The sequence below is a fragment of the Deefgea sp. CFH1-16 genome (genome assembly GCF_016881365.1).
Lineage (GTDB): Bacteria > Pseudomonadota > Gammaproteobacteria > Burkholderiales > Chitinibacteraceae > Deefgea.
Genome location: NZ_WLYT01000001.1, coordinates 176,689 through 191,000, shown reverse-complemented (window position 1 = coordinate 191,000; position 14,312 = coordinate 176,689). Strand labels below are relative to the sequence as shown.

17 protein-coding genes are annotated in these 14,312 nt (G+C 46.6%); 9 read left to right on the top strand and 8 right to left on the bottom strand.

The genetic code is table 11. From position 1 onward, the window contains the following. Positions 1 to 13 precede the first annotated feature (13 nt). Genes GKO28_RS01030 through GKO28_RS22565 form a run of 3 tightly spaced genes read left to right on the top strand, consistent with a single transcriptional unit; the run spans position 14 to position 1,657 of the window. Entirely contained in the window at positions 14 to 643 is a 630-nt protein-coding gene (locus tag GKO28_RS01030; RefSeq protein WP_182075077.1) for a glutathione S-transferase family protein, read from the top strand. Next, entirely contained in the window at positions 640 to 1,344 is a 705-nt protein-coding gene (locus GKO28_RS01025) for a pyridoxamine 5'-phosphate oxidase family protein (RefSeq protein WP_182075076.1), read from the top strand. The genes GKO28_RS01030 and GKO28_RS01025 overlap by 4 nt, the downstream gene beginning before the upstream one ends. Further along, entirely contained in the window at positions 1,280 to 1,657 is a 378-nt protein-coding gene (locus GKO28_RS22565) for a pyridoxamine 5'-phosphate oxidase family protein (protein ID WP_374220702.1), read from the top strand. The genes GKO28_RS01025 and GKO28_RS22565 overlap by 65 nt, the downstream gene beginning before the upstream one ends. Before the next feature lie 167 nt (positions 1,658 to 1,824). Here the strand turns inward: GKO28_RS22565 and GKO28_RS01015 are convergent, their stop codons facing one another. Both GKO28_RS01015 and GKO28_RS01010 read right to left on the bottom strand, forming a co-directional pair. Further along, positions 1,825 to 2,193, bottom strand: a complete 369-nt coding sequence (locus tag GKO28_RS01015) for a putative quinol monooxygenase (RefSeq protein ID WP_182075074.1) — start codon at positions 2,191 to 2,193, stop codon at positions 1,825 to 1,827. A 188-nt stretch (positions 2,194 to 2,381) separates the two neighbouring features. Then, positions 2,382 to 3,137, bottom strand: a complete 756-nt coding sequence (locus GKO28_RS01010) for an SDR family oxidoreductase (RefSeq protein ID WP_182075073.1) — start codon at positions 3,135 to 3,137, stop codon at positions 2,382 to 2,384. Positions 3,138 to 3,236: 99 nt separating this feature from the next. On the opposite strand from GKO28_RS01010, the gene GKO28_RS01005 reads away from it, so the two are divergent. Next, positions 3,237 to 4,130 carry a LysR family transcriptional regulator gene (locus tag GKO28_RS01005; RefSeq protein ID WP_182075072.1) on the top strand — a complete coding sequence of 298 codons (894 nt, stop codon included), beginning with the start codon at positions 3,237 to 3,239 and terminating at the stop codon, positions 4,128 to 4,130. Positions 4,131 to 4,383: 253 nt separating this feature from the next. Here GKO28_RS01005 and GKO28_RS01000 read toward each other — a convergent pair whose 3' ends face one another. From GKO28_RS01000 to GKO28_RS00980, 5 genes are all read right to left on the bottom strand, one after another. Then, on the bottom strand, positions 4,384 to 4,926 hold the full coding sequence (locus tag GKO28_RS01000) for an NADPH-dependent FMN reductase (protein ID WP_182075071.1): 543 nt from the start codon (positions 4,924 to 4,926) through the stop codon (positions 4,384 to 4,386). An 82-nt stretch (positions 4,927 to 5,008) separates the two neighbouring features. After that, positions 5,009 to 5,515, bottom strand: coding sequence for a DinB family protein (locus tag GKO28_RS00995; protein ID WP_182075070.1), 507 nt, complete (start codon positions 5,513 to 5,515; stop codon positions 5,009 to 5,011). Between the two features lie 155 nt (positions 5,516 to 5,670). Then, a complete protein-coding gene (locus GKO28_RS00990; protein ID WP_203563812.1) occupies positions 5,671 to 5,988 on the bottom strand; it encodes a hypothetical protein in 318 nt (105 codons plus the stop codon). A 426-nt stretch (positions 5,989 to 6,414) separates the two neighbouring features. Further along, positions 6,415 to 6,822, bottom strand: a complete 408-nt coding sequence (locus GKO28_RS00985) for a hypothetical protein (protein WP_203563811.1) — start codon at positions 6,820 to 6,822, stop codon at positions 6,415 to 6,417. Positions 6,823 to 7,057: 235 nt separating this feature from the next. Beyond that, the gene (locus GKO28_RS00980) at positions 7,058 to 7,597 is read right to left on the bottom strand and encodes a hypothetical protein (RefSeq protein ID WP_182075068.1); all 540 of its coding nucleotides are present in this window, start codon (positions 7,595 to 7,597) and stop codon (positions 7,058 to 7,060) included. Positions 7,598 to 8,208: 611 nt separating this feature from the next. Here GKO28_RS00980 and GKO28_RS00975 point away from each other — a divergent pair. Further along, a complete protein-coding gene (locus GKO28_RS00975) occupies positions 8,209 to 9,789 on the top strand; it encodes a hypothetical protein (protein ID WP_182075067.1) in 1,581 nt (526 codons plus the stop codon). Positions 9,790 to 10,049: 260 nt separating this feature from the next. Here GKO28_RS00975 and GKO28_RS00970 read toward each other — a convergent pair whose 3' ends face one another. Beyond that, complete coding sequence (locus GKO28_RS00970) at positions 10,050 to 10,613, bottom strand: GNAT family N-acetyltransferase (RefSeq protein ID WP_182075066.1); 564 nt, start codon at positions 10,611 to 10,613, stop codon at positions 10,050 to 10,052. 281 nt (positions 10,614 to 10,894) lie between these two features. Between GKO28_RS00970 and GKO28_RS00965 the strand changes: the two genes are divergently transcribed. The 4 genes from GKO28_RS00965 (at position 10,895) to GKO28_RS00950 (ending at position 14,001) form a co-directional block, all read left to right on the top strand. Continuing rightward, the gene (locus GKO28_RS00965; protein ID WP_182075065.1) at positions 10,895 to 11,227 is read left to right on the top strand and encodes a hypothetical protein; all 333 of its coding nucleotides are present in this window, start codon (positions 10,895 to 10,897) and stop codon (positions 11,225 to 11,227) included. Then, positions 11,224 to 11,565 carry an IS66 family insertion sequence element accessory protein TnpB gene (tnpB, locus tag GKO28_RS00960; protein ID WP_182075064.1) on the top strand — a complete coding sequence of 114 codons (342 nt, stop codon included), beginning with the start codon at positions 11,224 to 11,226 and terminating at the stop codon, positions 11,563 to 11,565. Before GKO28_RS00965 ends, tnpB begins: the two co-directional genes overlap by 4 nt. A gap of 94 nt (positions 11,566 to 11,659) precedes the next feature. Then, complete coding sequence (locus GKO28_RS00955) at positions 11,660 to 13,189, top strand: IS66 family transposase (RefSeq protein WP_182075063.1); 1,530 nt, start codon at positions 11,660 to 11,662, stop codon at positions 13,187 to 13,189. A gap of 350 nt (positions 13,190 to 13,539) precedes the next feature. Next, positions 13,540 to 14,001, top strand: a complete 462-nt coding sequence (locus tag GKO28_RS00950) for a Mov34/MPN/PAD-1 family protein (protein ID WP_182075062.1) — start codon at positions 13,540 to 13,542, stop codon at positions 13,999 to 14,001. Positions 14,002 to 14,312 lie beyond the last annotated feature (311 nt).

The window sequence follows — 14,312 nt, the reverse complement described above, 5'->3', positions numbered from 1 at the left end:
GAAGAACTTTGCCATGCTTATTGCTCAACCTATTCATTTTTACCGTTTTCACTTGTCTGGGCATTGCCACCGAGTTGAGCTGATGCTGAATCTACTGGCATTGCCATATGAAATCGTTGAAATCAACCTTGCTGTAGGAGAGCATCGAAGCTCCGACTTCTTAAAGCTTAATCTCTTTGGTCAGGTGCCTGTCATTGATGATCAGGGCGTTATCCTGTCGGACTCCAATGCCATACTGGTGTATCTTGCAAACCGATATGGGAAAGACAATTGGGTGCCTACGGATGCTGTTAAGTTGGCCCGAGTTCAACGGTGGTTATCAATTGCAGCAGGCCCCATTGCCTACGGTCCCGCTGCGGCCCGAAAGATTACATTATTTGGTGCCAAGCTTGATGCCACAACGCTAATTGCTCAAAGCGATTCGTTGTGTGCCATTTTGGAAAAAGAATTGATAAAGATGCCATATTTGGATAGCGAACAGCCATCAATTGCCGACGTTGCTTGCTACAGTTACATCGCTTGCGCGCCAGAAGGTAATGTCTCGTTACAAGCTTATCCTGCCGTAAGAGCATGGCTAGCACGTATTGAACAGTGGCCAGGCTTTGTACCTATGCCAGCGAGTAAAGTGGGCTTAATGCAATGAGTTCTATTGCCAATCATCCTCATGATGTACATGATCCAGAACAAACAGAAGATTCATGTAACTCCCCGTTTCATCTGGGTGAACAACAGTTGCAAATCGTGGCCGGGGTTCGTGATCAGATTGAGCGTAGTGGGCGTAAAGGCATACGCAGACATATGCTAGAACAACACCAGTTATTCTATAGCCAACTGCACTTTGTGGTGATTAGCGCGTTAGATCAGGACGGTCAACCTTGGGGTACTATATTGACTGGAGTTCCTGGGTTTGTTCGTGCATTGGATGATGCTCATCTATATGTAGGCTCGCTCCCTGGGATTGACGAACCGCTCTGTGGTGCATTGACGGTTGGGTGTTCGATCGGTTTACTTGGCATTGAATTGGATACTCGGCGACGTAATCGGTTAAATGGAGTTGTCTCGGAGCTAGATTCGCATGGGTTTTGCATTGAAGTTATGCAAAGCTTTGGCAATTGCCCAAAATACATTCAACAACGCGAATTTGGCAAACAGATAAATTCACTAATCGTGCGGACATCAGATGTATTGGCTCAACTTGACTCAGAAGCTACGTCTTTGATTCAGCGTGCTGATACCTTTTTTATTGCCACTCATGCTCAGGGGATAGATCAACAGATTGATGCGCCATATGGCACGGATGTATCACACCGAGGAGGAAAACCTGGATTTGTTCGGGTGGTTTAGCAGCCAAACATTGGTTTGGCCGGATTTTGTGGGGAACGGTTTCTTTAACACTCTCGGTAACGTATTAATCAACCCACGGGCTGGATTGCTGTTTCCTGATTTTGAATGTGGAAATTTGCTGTATATCGCGGGAAACTGCACCATTATTCAGAATGGCCCGGAACTGGCTGGATTCAAAGGTGCTGAACGACTTATTCTGTTTCAAGTGGAAAAAGTAATACGGATCTTTCAACGGCTTCCTTGGTCTTTCAATTTAACGTCGGATTCTCCATTTCTCTCCAGCACTGGCGACTGGTTGTTCACGAACAACTAACTAATAGTCAAAGCCAAGCACATCATCAATGATTGCCAACGGGGAAAAATGTCTGCTATGGCCGAGGTGTCGATGCCGAAGCTATAAAATCGAAAGGCCGCAATTCATCTGGTTTCGGCCTTTCGCGTTCAGTGTTCATGCTAGTTCTGCTCGGCCTTTGTAGTCACTCAAGTTACCTGTTGTTTGTGAAGGTTATCTTCTAATTGACTGTTAATTTCTGGGGGATTACCTGATAGCTTGTCTTGTTGTGCCGTATTTGTTTGGAAAAACTGAACCACTTCGGTCAAATCTTGCGCAACATACTCTAGCGTGTGAGGCATTGCAAAATGGGCTTTGAAAGCGGCTTCATCATCAAAGCGTTCCCAGAGTAGAAAGCGAGTTGGTGTTGATGGGTCGTGATGAAGAGTGAACATTGAGCACCCCGGTTCAGTTAGCGTTTTTTCGCAAAGCGTCATCAGCGCGTGTTTTGTGATTTGAATTTGGTTGCTGTCTTTGACTCTCAGCTCTGCGGTGATGTAGTACCCGGTTGTGAACATCTTTGTGTTTCCTCTGCGGAGTCATTGAGCTTGCTTAACGCCTATAAAACGGATGGCTGAGATATGAAGCCAATATATTAACGTCTATCTCAACTAATCGCGGAATAAGCGGTGGCGAAGCTCAATGCTTTTGGTGGAGATATTGCAGCAGGTTTTGCATTTGAAAATGCGGACGTATTTTGCGCGCCTTAAATCTGCGTCAATCCACCGTCAACAGTAAGCTCGATGCCGTTGATATAACTCGCCGCGTTGGAAGCCAAAAAGGTGACCGCAGTAGCAATTTCATCCGATTGTGCCATTCTGCCTGCGGGGGCTGCGTCGACTAAATACGCGGCAAACTGGTCAATGTCAGCCTCGCTTAAGTTCATAACCTCCATGATCGGCGTTCGAGTTACGCCAGGGCTGATTGCATTCACCCGAATTTTCCTATCTTTTAAATCATTCGCCCACGAGCGGGCAAACGAGCGCACCGCTGCTTTTGATGCACTGTAGACGCTTAAATTAGCTGAACCTTTATTGCTGGTCATTGAGGCATTCAGCACAATATTTCCGCCTTGTTTTAATAACGGCAGCAGTGTTTGCACGGTGAAGAACAAGCCTTTTACATTGGTATCGAATAGCGTGTCGAAATCTGCCACATTGGTTGCGCCTAGGTGGTTGTAATGCGCCACACCCGCGTTGGCAAAAATAACGTCAAGTGTGTCGCCGTGCTCAGCAATCGCCGTTTTAAGTTGCTCGATTTGCGCCAAATCGGCCACGTCGGTAACGACGCCAATCGCGTTTTCACCCAATGCGGCAACCGCAGTGGTGAGCTTATTGGCGTCGCGACCAGTCATATATACGCGTTTGGCACCTTGCGCTAAAAAGGCTTGAGCGCTGGCGAAACCAATCCCAGAAGATGCACCGGTGACGAGAATGGTTTTGTTGTGGAAAGCTGAATTCATGTTGTGACCACTGAGAAATTGAAAACAGCAGTATTGCAATCTTTTGATTGATGTAACAATCTAGCTAATACTCACAACACTATTGAATATTTCTCAGCAATGAAAACCGACCTGAATGATTTAAACGCCTTTGTGCGCGTGGCTCAATGCGGCAGTTTTCGCCAAGCGGCGCAAGAATTGCAGCTGACGCCGTCGGCACTGAGCCACACTGTGCGCAAATTAGAACAAGCCTTGGGCGTGCGATTGCTTAATCGCACCACGCGCAGCGTGAGCCCGACTCAAGCTGGAGAGCAATTGCTGTTGCGCTTAAACCCTGCATTGGGCGAGATTGCGGATGCGATAGAGGGTTTGAATGACGTTCGGCAACATCCCGCAGGCAGAGTAAAACTAAATGTACCGCGTGCCGCTGCACAATTGCGATTAGCCCCCAAACTTGCTGAATTTAGACAGCAATATCCAGAGATTGAGCTCGAAATTGTCTGCAACGATGCTTTGGTTGATATTGTGGCAGAGCGATTTGATGCAGGGATTCGTTTCGGAGAGCGCGTACAGCAAGACATGATTGCGGTGCGGTTGGGTAAAGCAATTCGTTTTAGTGTGGCAGCAGCGCCCGCTTATCTGGCCACTTACGGTCAACCTGCAACGCCGGCAGATTTATTGGGACATCAGTGTTTGCAAATTCGTTTTCCCAGTGGGGTGCATTATCAGTGGGAGTTTGCTAAGGAAGAACAAGTATTCACCGTAGCAACTCAGGGCACGGTAATCAGCGATGACTTGTCCTTGCTATTGCGCGCCGCTGTTGATGGCGCGGGAATTTGTTATTGCTATGACGAAATGCTTGCGCCGCTGGTTCAGGCCGGGCAGTTGCAATACATACTCAGCGCTTGGGCGCCTGCGCCAGAATATTTTTATTTCTATTATCCAAGTAGCCGCAATATGCCCGCCGCTTTGCGGGCGGTTATTGATTTTTTCAGGTGGACTGCGAATTGCTAGAACATTGAACAAAGAGTGATTTTTAGACACGAAAGCTTGGGAAAAAACCTAACAAAAATGACGCTTGAGATAGCCATTTCAGAAGAGAGCTAAAGAATTTAGGTGAATCGCCTCTAATTTCGTAGCCAGTTTTGGCCGATTTGTTGATGCTGAAGCTACAAACCGAAAGGCAGCAAACCATCAGGTTGCGGCCTTCACTATTTTGGATTTGTGCCAGAGTTGTTCGACCATTGCAGATACTCTTAGACTTTAATTATTCGACAATAGCGGGGTCAAGTTCTGAAAATGAGGCTAAGGATTTGAGTATATCCATGCAAATAAGTGGGGTACGGAGAATTGCTTCAGTCGTTTTTATTTCACCAATAACAGGAACAGTAATCGACGCCTCACAAAGCAAATTAGCTGACATCATAGTTAAGACTTCTTTGAGTGAGTCTAAGGCATGATGAGCGCGGGGGGCTGCATTTAAAATTGCTACGGGTTTATTCACAAACGCTGGCGTATTGACCATCCAATCAAGCAAATTTTTCATCACACCACTAATTCCGTGAGCATACTCAGGACTTGCAATTAATACACCATCCGCCGCAATAATTTGATCGCGTAATTGCACAAGTAATGGAAATTCATCAATATCTAGATCTGGGTTAAATGGTGGAATGAAAGCCATTTTCTCAAAAAATGATACTTGAATATGTATAGGTGAGATCGCTTTGACTGCTCGCAGCAATGCTGAATTACAGGAAGCAGCACGAAGGCTGCCAGATATGGCGACGAGTTCAATGTTTTTTTTCATAAAGAGCCTCATCAAAAACGTCGTTAACAATTGTGTAGAAGATATTCACACTGGGGCTTCCGCTATTGGGCAATTTGAGTAGTTAATTACTTCTGCGATTTGGCTCTGAAGCATGAAGAAATCTTGAATAAATATCCCGAGGAGGAGCGACTGACAATTGAGCCAGTATGCGTCCCACTGCACCACGATGATAACTGCCGTGTGTGACAATATGGGCAAGCATTTCCTCGCGAGACATGCTGCCCAAATCACCATCAACAAAAGTGAAATTAACAACCTCATTCAATTCCGGCTCGCTTATTTTCTCTGTATATTCAATATACCAAAGGTCAGTATTACGAACAGAAGTAAGCAGCGAATTCAAATTAGGCGTCTCAGTCGTATTTGTTGCAGTATATTCGTGAAGTGTCCCCTGCAAATTAGCGACGAACAATCGGTCTACGACATAAATATGATTGAGAGTTCGAATGGCCGCGTGTAGTTCAGCTTGGTGGGTGTTCTCATCTAATTGTTGTAGTGAACTGAATAACTCTTCATTTGCCCATGCTTTGTACTTAAATAATGATTTAAGTAGACTAGTATTGCTCATTCTCATCTCAGCTTTAAATTTTTATTTAAATTAATTAATTATTTTGTAATTCGCCTTAATACACTAGGGGCTGCTTCTGGCCGTCTTGAGCTACTGCACTCGACCCAGAGCAGAAGCTCACAAGCTTCTAAAAATTAACACCACATTAGCTTTAATTATGGGGTTACCACAAAGTTTGGCGTTTGATCTTTAAGTTGGCACCAATTGCTATCTGGATCTTGGAAATTGCCGACAATACCCCATTCAAATTCATGTATCTCAACATGAACTCCTCTGGATATAAGCACATTAGCTGTGTTTTTCACATCCTTTACATTAAATCGAATGATGGTCTGTGTAGAAGTAATATCTCTTATCGTCTCTACTTTGTAGCCTGACTCGATCATCAGATAAGCGCCACCAAAGTCAAAGCATGTTAATCCATCTTTGTCATATAAGAAGGGTAAGCCAACAGTTTTTTTTATAAAACTCAACACATTGCTCATACTTTTCAGTAAATAAAATTATTCCGGGTCTTTCAATTTTCATTAAGGCTCCATGTAGAATTTTTCTCGATTTAAAGATGCAAGTCTGCTTCTGGCCGACTACCGTCAGCTGACAGGATATTGTCGGCTGATGCCGTAGCTGACGCAAATGTAAGTTGATCTATGTGGATGTAGAAGCACATCAGTGACCGCTTAGGCCGAAGTGTCGATGCCGACAAATGAAAAATGAAAGGCCGCAAACCATCAGGTTGCGGCCTTAGTTATTTGGGATGAAAACTCATGCTGCTCGGTCAAAGCTGCCGCTAAAAATCTATGTGTCGATAGACAAAATCACTGTGCCATTACAGTAATCGGCGCTGCGCGGCTTTATCGCGCAGCGTCCAGTAAGCGAAGCGAACAGGGTTGAGCGCTATGTTAGGCCGGCTTTCCTGTTTGAGGCATATGGCGAATTTCTGCATGAGAGTAAAACGATTTAATATCGTTCTGTTGCTGCTCGCTAAAATTGATCTCTGAGAGTCGGTCCTCTTTCTTAGCGGTAGCTTCCATAAGCACGTAAAGCAGTCCCCTGATAATACTTGCCCATTGATCACAGCGACCAAGAAACCCTGTAAGAAATGCCTCTGGATCGGATAGCCTCTCACAATCTTTGACATTTGATTTTGTCAGACGCCAGTAGTTATGAGCAATTAAATTTCGATCACGTATGAATTCTTTTAACTCGCTGGTGCTAATCAATAGTTTGTCACCAAATGCTGCTTCCAACTGCCCAAAAGTTGCTTTTAGGTCTTCTACATTTCCACGCAAAAATTTTTCTGGTGTCAAAATCCCGGAAACGTTTCTCTTTCTGTGCTTCTGGCAGGTGCGACAAGTGTGAAACTATTCCATACAAAGCGAACTCAAGCTTCTGTGCGGAAAGTATTGATGCGCCAAGCAGCGTACATTCATCAATTAAATTCATGGGATTTTCTTGAAGGTCTAACGTTTGAGCTATGCCACGCCGGAGCATAGCGGAGGGAGCCCAAAAGCGTAGCTTTTGGGCGTTGGCTTCAGCGAGGAGTTAGGCCCACCAGAATTTGTAAAAACCATAGACACCAGTGCAAGAAACAACAAGCATTAACAACCGGAATGCCAAGTTGTAGGTTTCCGGGCGGAAGAGATTTTTTTCATTTTCAGACCGAGCCGACATTATTTGCTCAAAGGCCCAGGCGGGAACGATGGTAATTAGCGCCATGAAACTCACAAGTCCAATCCGGGAAACGAGTTGCTGGGGGCTTGAACTTGGTGCCGTAGCTATCAAAAGGCCGAAGCCCCATCCAACCAAGGCTCCGGAAGCCCCAAAGGCGAGGTTTGTTATACATATTCCGATGCCCTTCGATGCGGAGCACAAAAGAGTCTTGGCTTTTGGATGGAAGGCGCCTGCCAAGCCAGTAAAGATTAAGGAAATATACGCAAATAGTTCAAACGTATTGGGAACTAGTTGTTCCCCTAGTAATTCTTTGGCACGAACAACACCGATTGCCGAAAGGAACGAAAGTAAGCAAGTTATAATGAATGGCACAAAAAAGGCGGAGAGCTTTAGAGGTGAGGTTTTCTTCATCGGCCTAACTTAAAATATAATCCTACAGAGGTATATGTCTATTTTTTCTGTGTGTATAACTCAGCATGTTACGCATGTTTCCCATTGATTTTCAAACATTCGGAAGTGATCGTGCCTGAAACTACACAGCCAGATGGGACTGCAGCCACACTGGCTGAATGTGCTGCGCGAGATTCGGCGATTTAGGCATTACCACAACGCGCGGCGAGGCGCGTTGAGTGTCAGCTTTGCTGCCGCTAGCAGCCAATGCCATCGATGTGAACGACAGGCGGATTTGGCCGAACAGCACTGGCACAAGTCAAAAATATTGAAGGCTGCAACCTGATGGTTTGCGGCCTCTCATTTTTTACCCTTTGGCATCGACATTTCGGCCTTTGCGGACTTTCATCATATCGATGGATTATGTCCGGATTACCATAAAACATCGGGCAGACCCGAAGAGGGCTATGAATCGCCTCAGTTTGCCAAGGCAACCCAATCATAAATGCAACATTTCATGAATACACAATTCTCAGTGGTAAGAACAAGTAACTGTATGATATTTCCAAAATTAGTTTTATCTTTCTGAAGTAAACAGATAATAATTCAAAAATATTGATAGGCATCCTCTCATGCAAAGCAAAACAAACAAAATAAAAGGACGTAAGCAGGCTGACTTTACCAAGGATGTGATTGAGCGGCTTCGATCACGTGTAAATAATTATTGCTCGAATCCCGATTGTAGAATTCAAACGATAGCTCCACGAGGAAATGACGAAATCCATAATGTTGGCGAAGGAGCGCATATTTGCGCCGCTTCCGAGGGCGGTCCACGCTACAAAGAATTCATGACTGATTTGCAGCGACGATCTTTTGCAAATGGAATTTGGTTATGCCGTCTTTGCCACAAGAAAATTGATAGCGAGCCTGACATTTATGTTGAGGGTATCTTATACGGCTGGAAGCAGGACGCGGAAGAAGCCGCAAAGATTGCCTTAGGGCGAGCAGCACCAAGAACGAGTGACGCCGTAGATATTTTAGTTCAAGGGTTGACAGGTAAGGCTAATCACTTTATTCCCCATGGGATTGCCAGTATGCATGAAAGCAGTGCAAGGGTGTTGGAGCAGCTTGATCCACGTTTCCATGTAGAAACTGCATATCAAAAAGGACGTACGTCGATTGTCTTGCATGCGAGAGAGCCCGTTTCATTATCAATGAAGGTAATGGTGCCCAGTGACGCTGGATATATAGATCGGCATATGCAACTAATTGAGCATGGCCTAGATTTCGAAATTCCATCTGAATATATCAAGTTTCAAGGCTCGCAACTTTTTGAAAAGATCATGACTGGTAGTGGTGTATTGACAATTATGGCTCAAAAAACCCCTGCTGTTGTAAAGTTATGGCTCAGTGATGGCAATGGAGGATTTGAGCCATTCAACAATATTAACGGCTTGGTTACTTTGGGTAGTAAGTCATTCTCTTATTCAGGCGAGTGTTGTAGTGATTTCTTTGCTTTTACCATGAGTAAAAGCGTCGATGAAGAATCAGTGCCTGCTTCTATAAATATAATATTAAAATTTGATCAGTGGGAGGGTAGAAATGTCTGCGAACTTTCTCATTTTGATGAGATTAATGATTTTTTCTATAGGTTGGTTAAGGGGTGGGCGCTAAATATCTCTCTAGAAATAAATGGTTCAAAAATATTGAAAGGTGCAAGCACGAACGCTAGCAGGTGGGAAGTAGTACAGAACATTGGTGCATTACTTCGATATACTGCGATGTGTCGGAAAATTTCCAGAGCATTAAAAATAGATATTTTATTTTCTCAGTTGTTTACATTTAGCGAAGAAGATTATAGGAAATTGAATGATCTGGTTATGATAATTGAAGGCAGTTATCGTATGTCCGCTGATCAGCTAAAAGAACCCGTATCATTTACATTGACTGCAGGAAGTGACTTCAATGCAATTCAATCAATTTTATTATCCGGTGAGCCTCAGTCAATAAGGATGGTGCAAGAGGGTTCTGAGCCATACAAAATATTTGGAGTTGAACAACAAATTCCTCCTGTTACGTTCTTCGTAGAAAACACAACAATAAAAATGGCTGAAAAAATTATGCAAATCAAAGAAGGGGATTTGCTTAAAATTGAATTACTTCCTGTGGATGGCTTTGTATGTGGGTATATATTTGAACAAATGCGTCCATAATTTAATTACTATTGTGTGCATGTCTGTAGCGTGGCCTATATTGTGGCGTTTTGGAAATGTAGTGGCACACAGATTTTGTCCTTCTGCAAAGAGAGCCTGGGCAGTCCGTTAAGGCCGAGGAGTACTGACACAAATCAAAAGATTGAAGGCCGCAATCTGATGGATTGCGGCCTTTCGTTTTTCACGCGTCGCCATCGACAGATCGGCCAAAGCTGTCATTGTCAGCTTTGGAAAGTGTGGACGCTCAGGAATGTCTGAATTCACAGGCATGCGCGGTTTTTAGCGCAGATCCGGTGAAATAATGGGTTAGCCGCCGTCTTTGCAAGTGATAGGACATGTATGCCCGCGACAATTGGCTGACCGACACCAGCCGACAAGGGATATTCCTCTATCTCCCCGGTCGGAACATAACCACGCCGCTCGTAGAATGCCAAGAGTTCTGGTCGAGAAGATAGAACCGACATTTTGAATATCGACGCCTCGAAATGCTCTGTGGCGTATGCCTCTGCATGGAGAAGCATTTGCTTGCCGAGACCCCGGCCCTGCATGGTGGGATTGGTTGTCAGCATGCCAATGTAAGCGCCAGACTGGCCTCCTTGCACATGTACACATGCGACAATCTTTGGCCCGAGACACAAGAGCAGAATCGTAGACTGCTCATGAAATAGAGAAAGAAGTTGCTCAGGGGAAGTTCTTTCACCAGCAACCAGATCTGCCTCGTGTGTCCAGCCAGCATCTTGCGGAGAGGGGCGGTAGGCTCTATTCACGAGAGCTGTAATTTCTTTTGCGTCGGCCTCACAAGCAATACGTAGTTCAAATGACATTCGAGTTTCCATGCCTTAAGCCGGCTAACAGTTATTCACGAGCAGAAACGTCCGAGTCATTGCTAACAATACGGATAGAGCCAATGTCAGCTATGCGACGCATTCTTGATAGACCGCTTCTGACCTACTACCGTCACCTGACCGCTCATTGTCACCGTGCGTCGTAGCTGACGAAAAAGTAAGTTGCATGCTGTAGGCGAAGAAAGTAAGGGCTCAGCCGTTCCACCTCAATTGTCGTTTTAATTCAGGCATGCTGCGCTTTTGATTTTTGGGAGCGCAGCATGGTACGGTGGATTGATGCTTTGCAATGGGTTCAACGTTGGCAGACTAGTGGTTTAACTCAAGCCGAGTTTGTCCGAGTGCACCAGCTTAAACGCACTACTTTTTCCAGTTGGCTGCGCCGTAGCCGCCTCGAATCTGCCGACGCATCTTCAGCTGCAATCACCGAACCGCAGATCGCCCCGAAACCATCGGCTTCAAGCATCGTGCCCGCACAATGGCCCGCACCCGTTGCGGTGCAGTTGCAGTTGAATTTCCCCTCCGGCGTAACCCTGACTTTGCCTGCGGCGACCGATCCGGCTTGGGTCGCGGCGTTATTGCGCGGTTTGGCATGATGCCGCCATTCACTTCGCTGCAATTGATCGTCGAACCGGTCGATATGCGCCTCGGTATCGAGGGTTTGTCGGCCAAGATTCACGCCAGTTTGCAGCGTTCACCCGTCGAAGGTGCGGCGTATGCGTTTCGCAATCAGCGCAGTAATCGCTTGAAGGTGTTGCTGTGGGATCGCACCGGTGTGTGGTTGGCACAGCGGCGTTTGCATCAAGGTCGGTTTGTTTGGCCGCAAGCGGGCGATGTGATCTTTACGCTGGATGCGGCGCAGTGGCAATGGTTGGTGAGTGGGGTCGATTGGCAACGACTCGCGCCGCCACCGCTACCAGAATACGCCTACTAATTCACGATGAGGATGGATAAAATAGTTCTCGCAGTATTGCCCTATACAGCATGTAATATATAATTCTTATGGCAATACCCTGTAAAATTAACACATGGATCTCGCTCAAGAACTCGCCAATTCAAACCTGCCCGCCGCAGTCCGCGCGGCGATTTTGGCGCAGTCTGAATTGGTGAAATCCCAAGCCACCAGCATCGAATCCCTAACGATGGAATTGGCCTATCTGCGCCGAATGCGTTATGGCGCTAAAACCGAGGTGATGAGTAGCGAGCAGCGGGATTTGTTTGAAGAAGCGCTCGATGCCGATATGGCCGCGCTGGAAGCCAAACTCGCCGCCGAGCAAGCCCAAACCAATCCCGAAGTCAGTGATAAAAAGCCGCGCATTCGCGCAGGTCGCCAAGCCTTACCGGCACATTTGCCGCGTACTGATATGGTTCATGAACCTGAGTCGTGCAGCTGCGGCCAATGCGGTCAGGGTTTAGTTAAAGTCGGCGAAGACATCAGCGAGCAACTGCATGTGCAACCGGCGGTGTTTAGCGTGTTGCGCCACATTCGCCCGCAATACGCCTGCCGCAGCTGCCAAACGATGACCGCTGCGCCGATTCCAGCGGCGATCATTCACGGTGGTTTACCCACTGCGGCCACTTTGGCCTGGGTGATGGTCAGCAAATACGTCGATCATTTGCCGCTATATCGGTTACGGCAAATTGCCGAACGCAGCGAAGTGCCGTTAGCAGAAAGCACGCTGGCCAGTTGGGTTGGCACCGTTGGTTGGTGGTTGCAGCCGCTGGCGGATCGATTGCGTGAACGATTGAAAGGCGAAACGGTGCTGCATGCCGATGAAACCCCAGTCAAACAGCTTGATCCGGGCAAAGGCAAAACCAAAACCGCGTATTTATGGGCGTATCGCAATACGCCCTTGAGTGGCAGTGCGCCGATTATTTTGTTCGACTACCAAGGCGGTCGCTCGGGTCAACACGTCCGCGATTTCCTCGCCGATTGGCAAGGTCAACTGATGGTCGACGATTACGGCGGCTACAAAGCGCTGTTCAAAACCGGCGTGATTGAGCTTGGTTGTTGGGCGCACGCACGGCGCAAATTCTTCGAATTGCATCAAGCCAACGGCAGCCCCGTGGCGTTTGAGGCGTTACGCCGGATTGGCGAATTGTATGCACTGGAAGCGCAAGCCAAAGACCTAAACCCCGAGCAACGCTTGGCGCTACGTCAGCAAGTAGCGCAACCTAAACTGCTCGAATTCAAGATTTGGCTGGATGAAACCGGCGGCAAAGTTGCGCCCAATAGCGCCTTGGCTAAAGCGATCATTTACAGCCAACGGCGTTGGGCCGCGCTTGAACGCTACGCCCAAAGCGGCATCGCGCCAATCGATAACAATCCGGTCGAAAACAGTATTCGGCCGATTGCGATTGGCAAAAAGAACTGGTTATTTGCGGGCAGTGAACGTGCCGGCCAACGCGCTGCCGCGATTCAAACGCTGCTGGGCACCGCCAAACTCAACGACCTAGACCCGATGGCCTGGCTCACCGACACCCTAGAAAAACTCCCCACTTGGCCAAACAGCCGCGTCGACGAATTACTACCGCTACGAGCGCTAACAGAAAAATAAGCTTCAAAGTGGTGGAGCGGCTGAGCGCTTACGATCATCGAAGGTGATTGTTGATGATGGCAGTTGTTGCTATGGGTGCTTGCAGGCAGATCCTTCTTTCTATAATCGAGAAGGCGTTGATTTGCGTTTTAAAGGCATTGATCACAAATCAGAACGACACATCAGTTGTGGTAGTACGTATACGCCTTATGATGCTGCGGTTAGCGTGATTACTGCCAGTATGATGCAAGAAGCCGTACTTGCTACTTTAGAATCAGGAAGACCTTGGACCTATAGCGAACACATGTTTGACGGTAGCCGATCAAGGGCATCACGCCACTTATCACGTCAGCCTAAATGCGAGATCTGCCATGGTTGATTCTGAGCTAACTTTTAAAGATAGCAACGAGTGTTTGCTGGTGATCATGCCCAGCGTTGTAATTCGATTGCTAGCGCATCGCCAGCTATATTGGAATAGCAAAGAAGCAGCTGGAGTGCTTATCGGTGAACGACGAGGGCCACATTTAGTTATTCAGGATATTTCAGAACCTGGTGAAGGGGATATTCGGAGTCGATTCTCAGTCGACAGGCAAGGACCTCATCACCAAATTGCTGTTGATAAGGCATTCGCTCAATCTTCGGGAACGCTTCAGTATTTGGGTGAGTGGCATACTCATCCGGAGGACCAACCTTCTCCTTCGGCGAAAGATTTAAGTAGCTGGCGACGGCACCTTGTTGATTCGGAACAAATGCTTTTGGTCATCGTTGGGCGAGAAGAAATATGGGCTGCAAAAAAGATTGCAGATACGATTGTTCCACTTAATAAAATTTAGAATGAATCTTCGACCTTCCAATAAAGCCCGAATGTCTAGTGCTTTACTTTAAATAAGCTAAAGCAAGCACACACTTTATTTATTTTTGTTAGCTTGGGTGGATTGCACTTACGCCCCGTATAGCCCCACCTCGAATGCTTAGTGATGCGCGCTCTAATCAGTGTTATTTGGTGCCCTTCGCGTAATCGTACAGAACCTGGTAACGAAACTTGTATTTCCTCGGGCTCATCTGTCCTAATCCAAAAAGTGGTACCTGTAATGTCTGTACTAGGGGACAAAACTTCGCCAGAAAATGAATAGAAATCAATAGT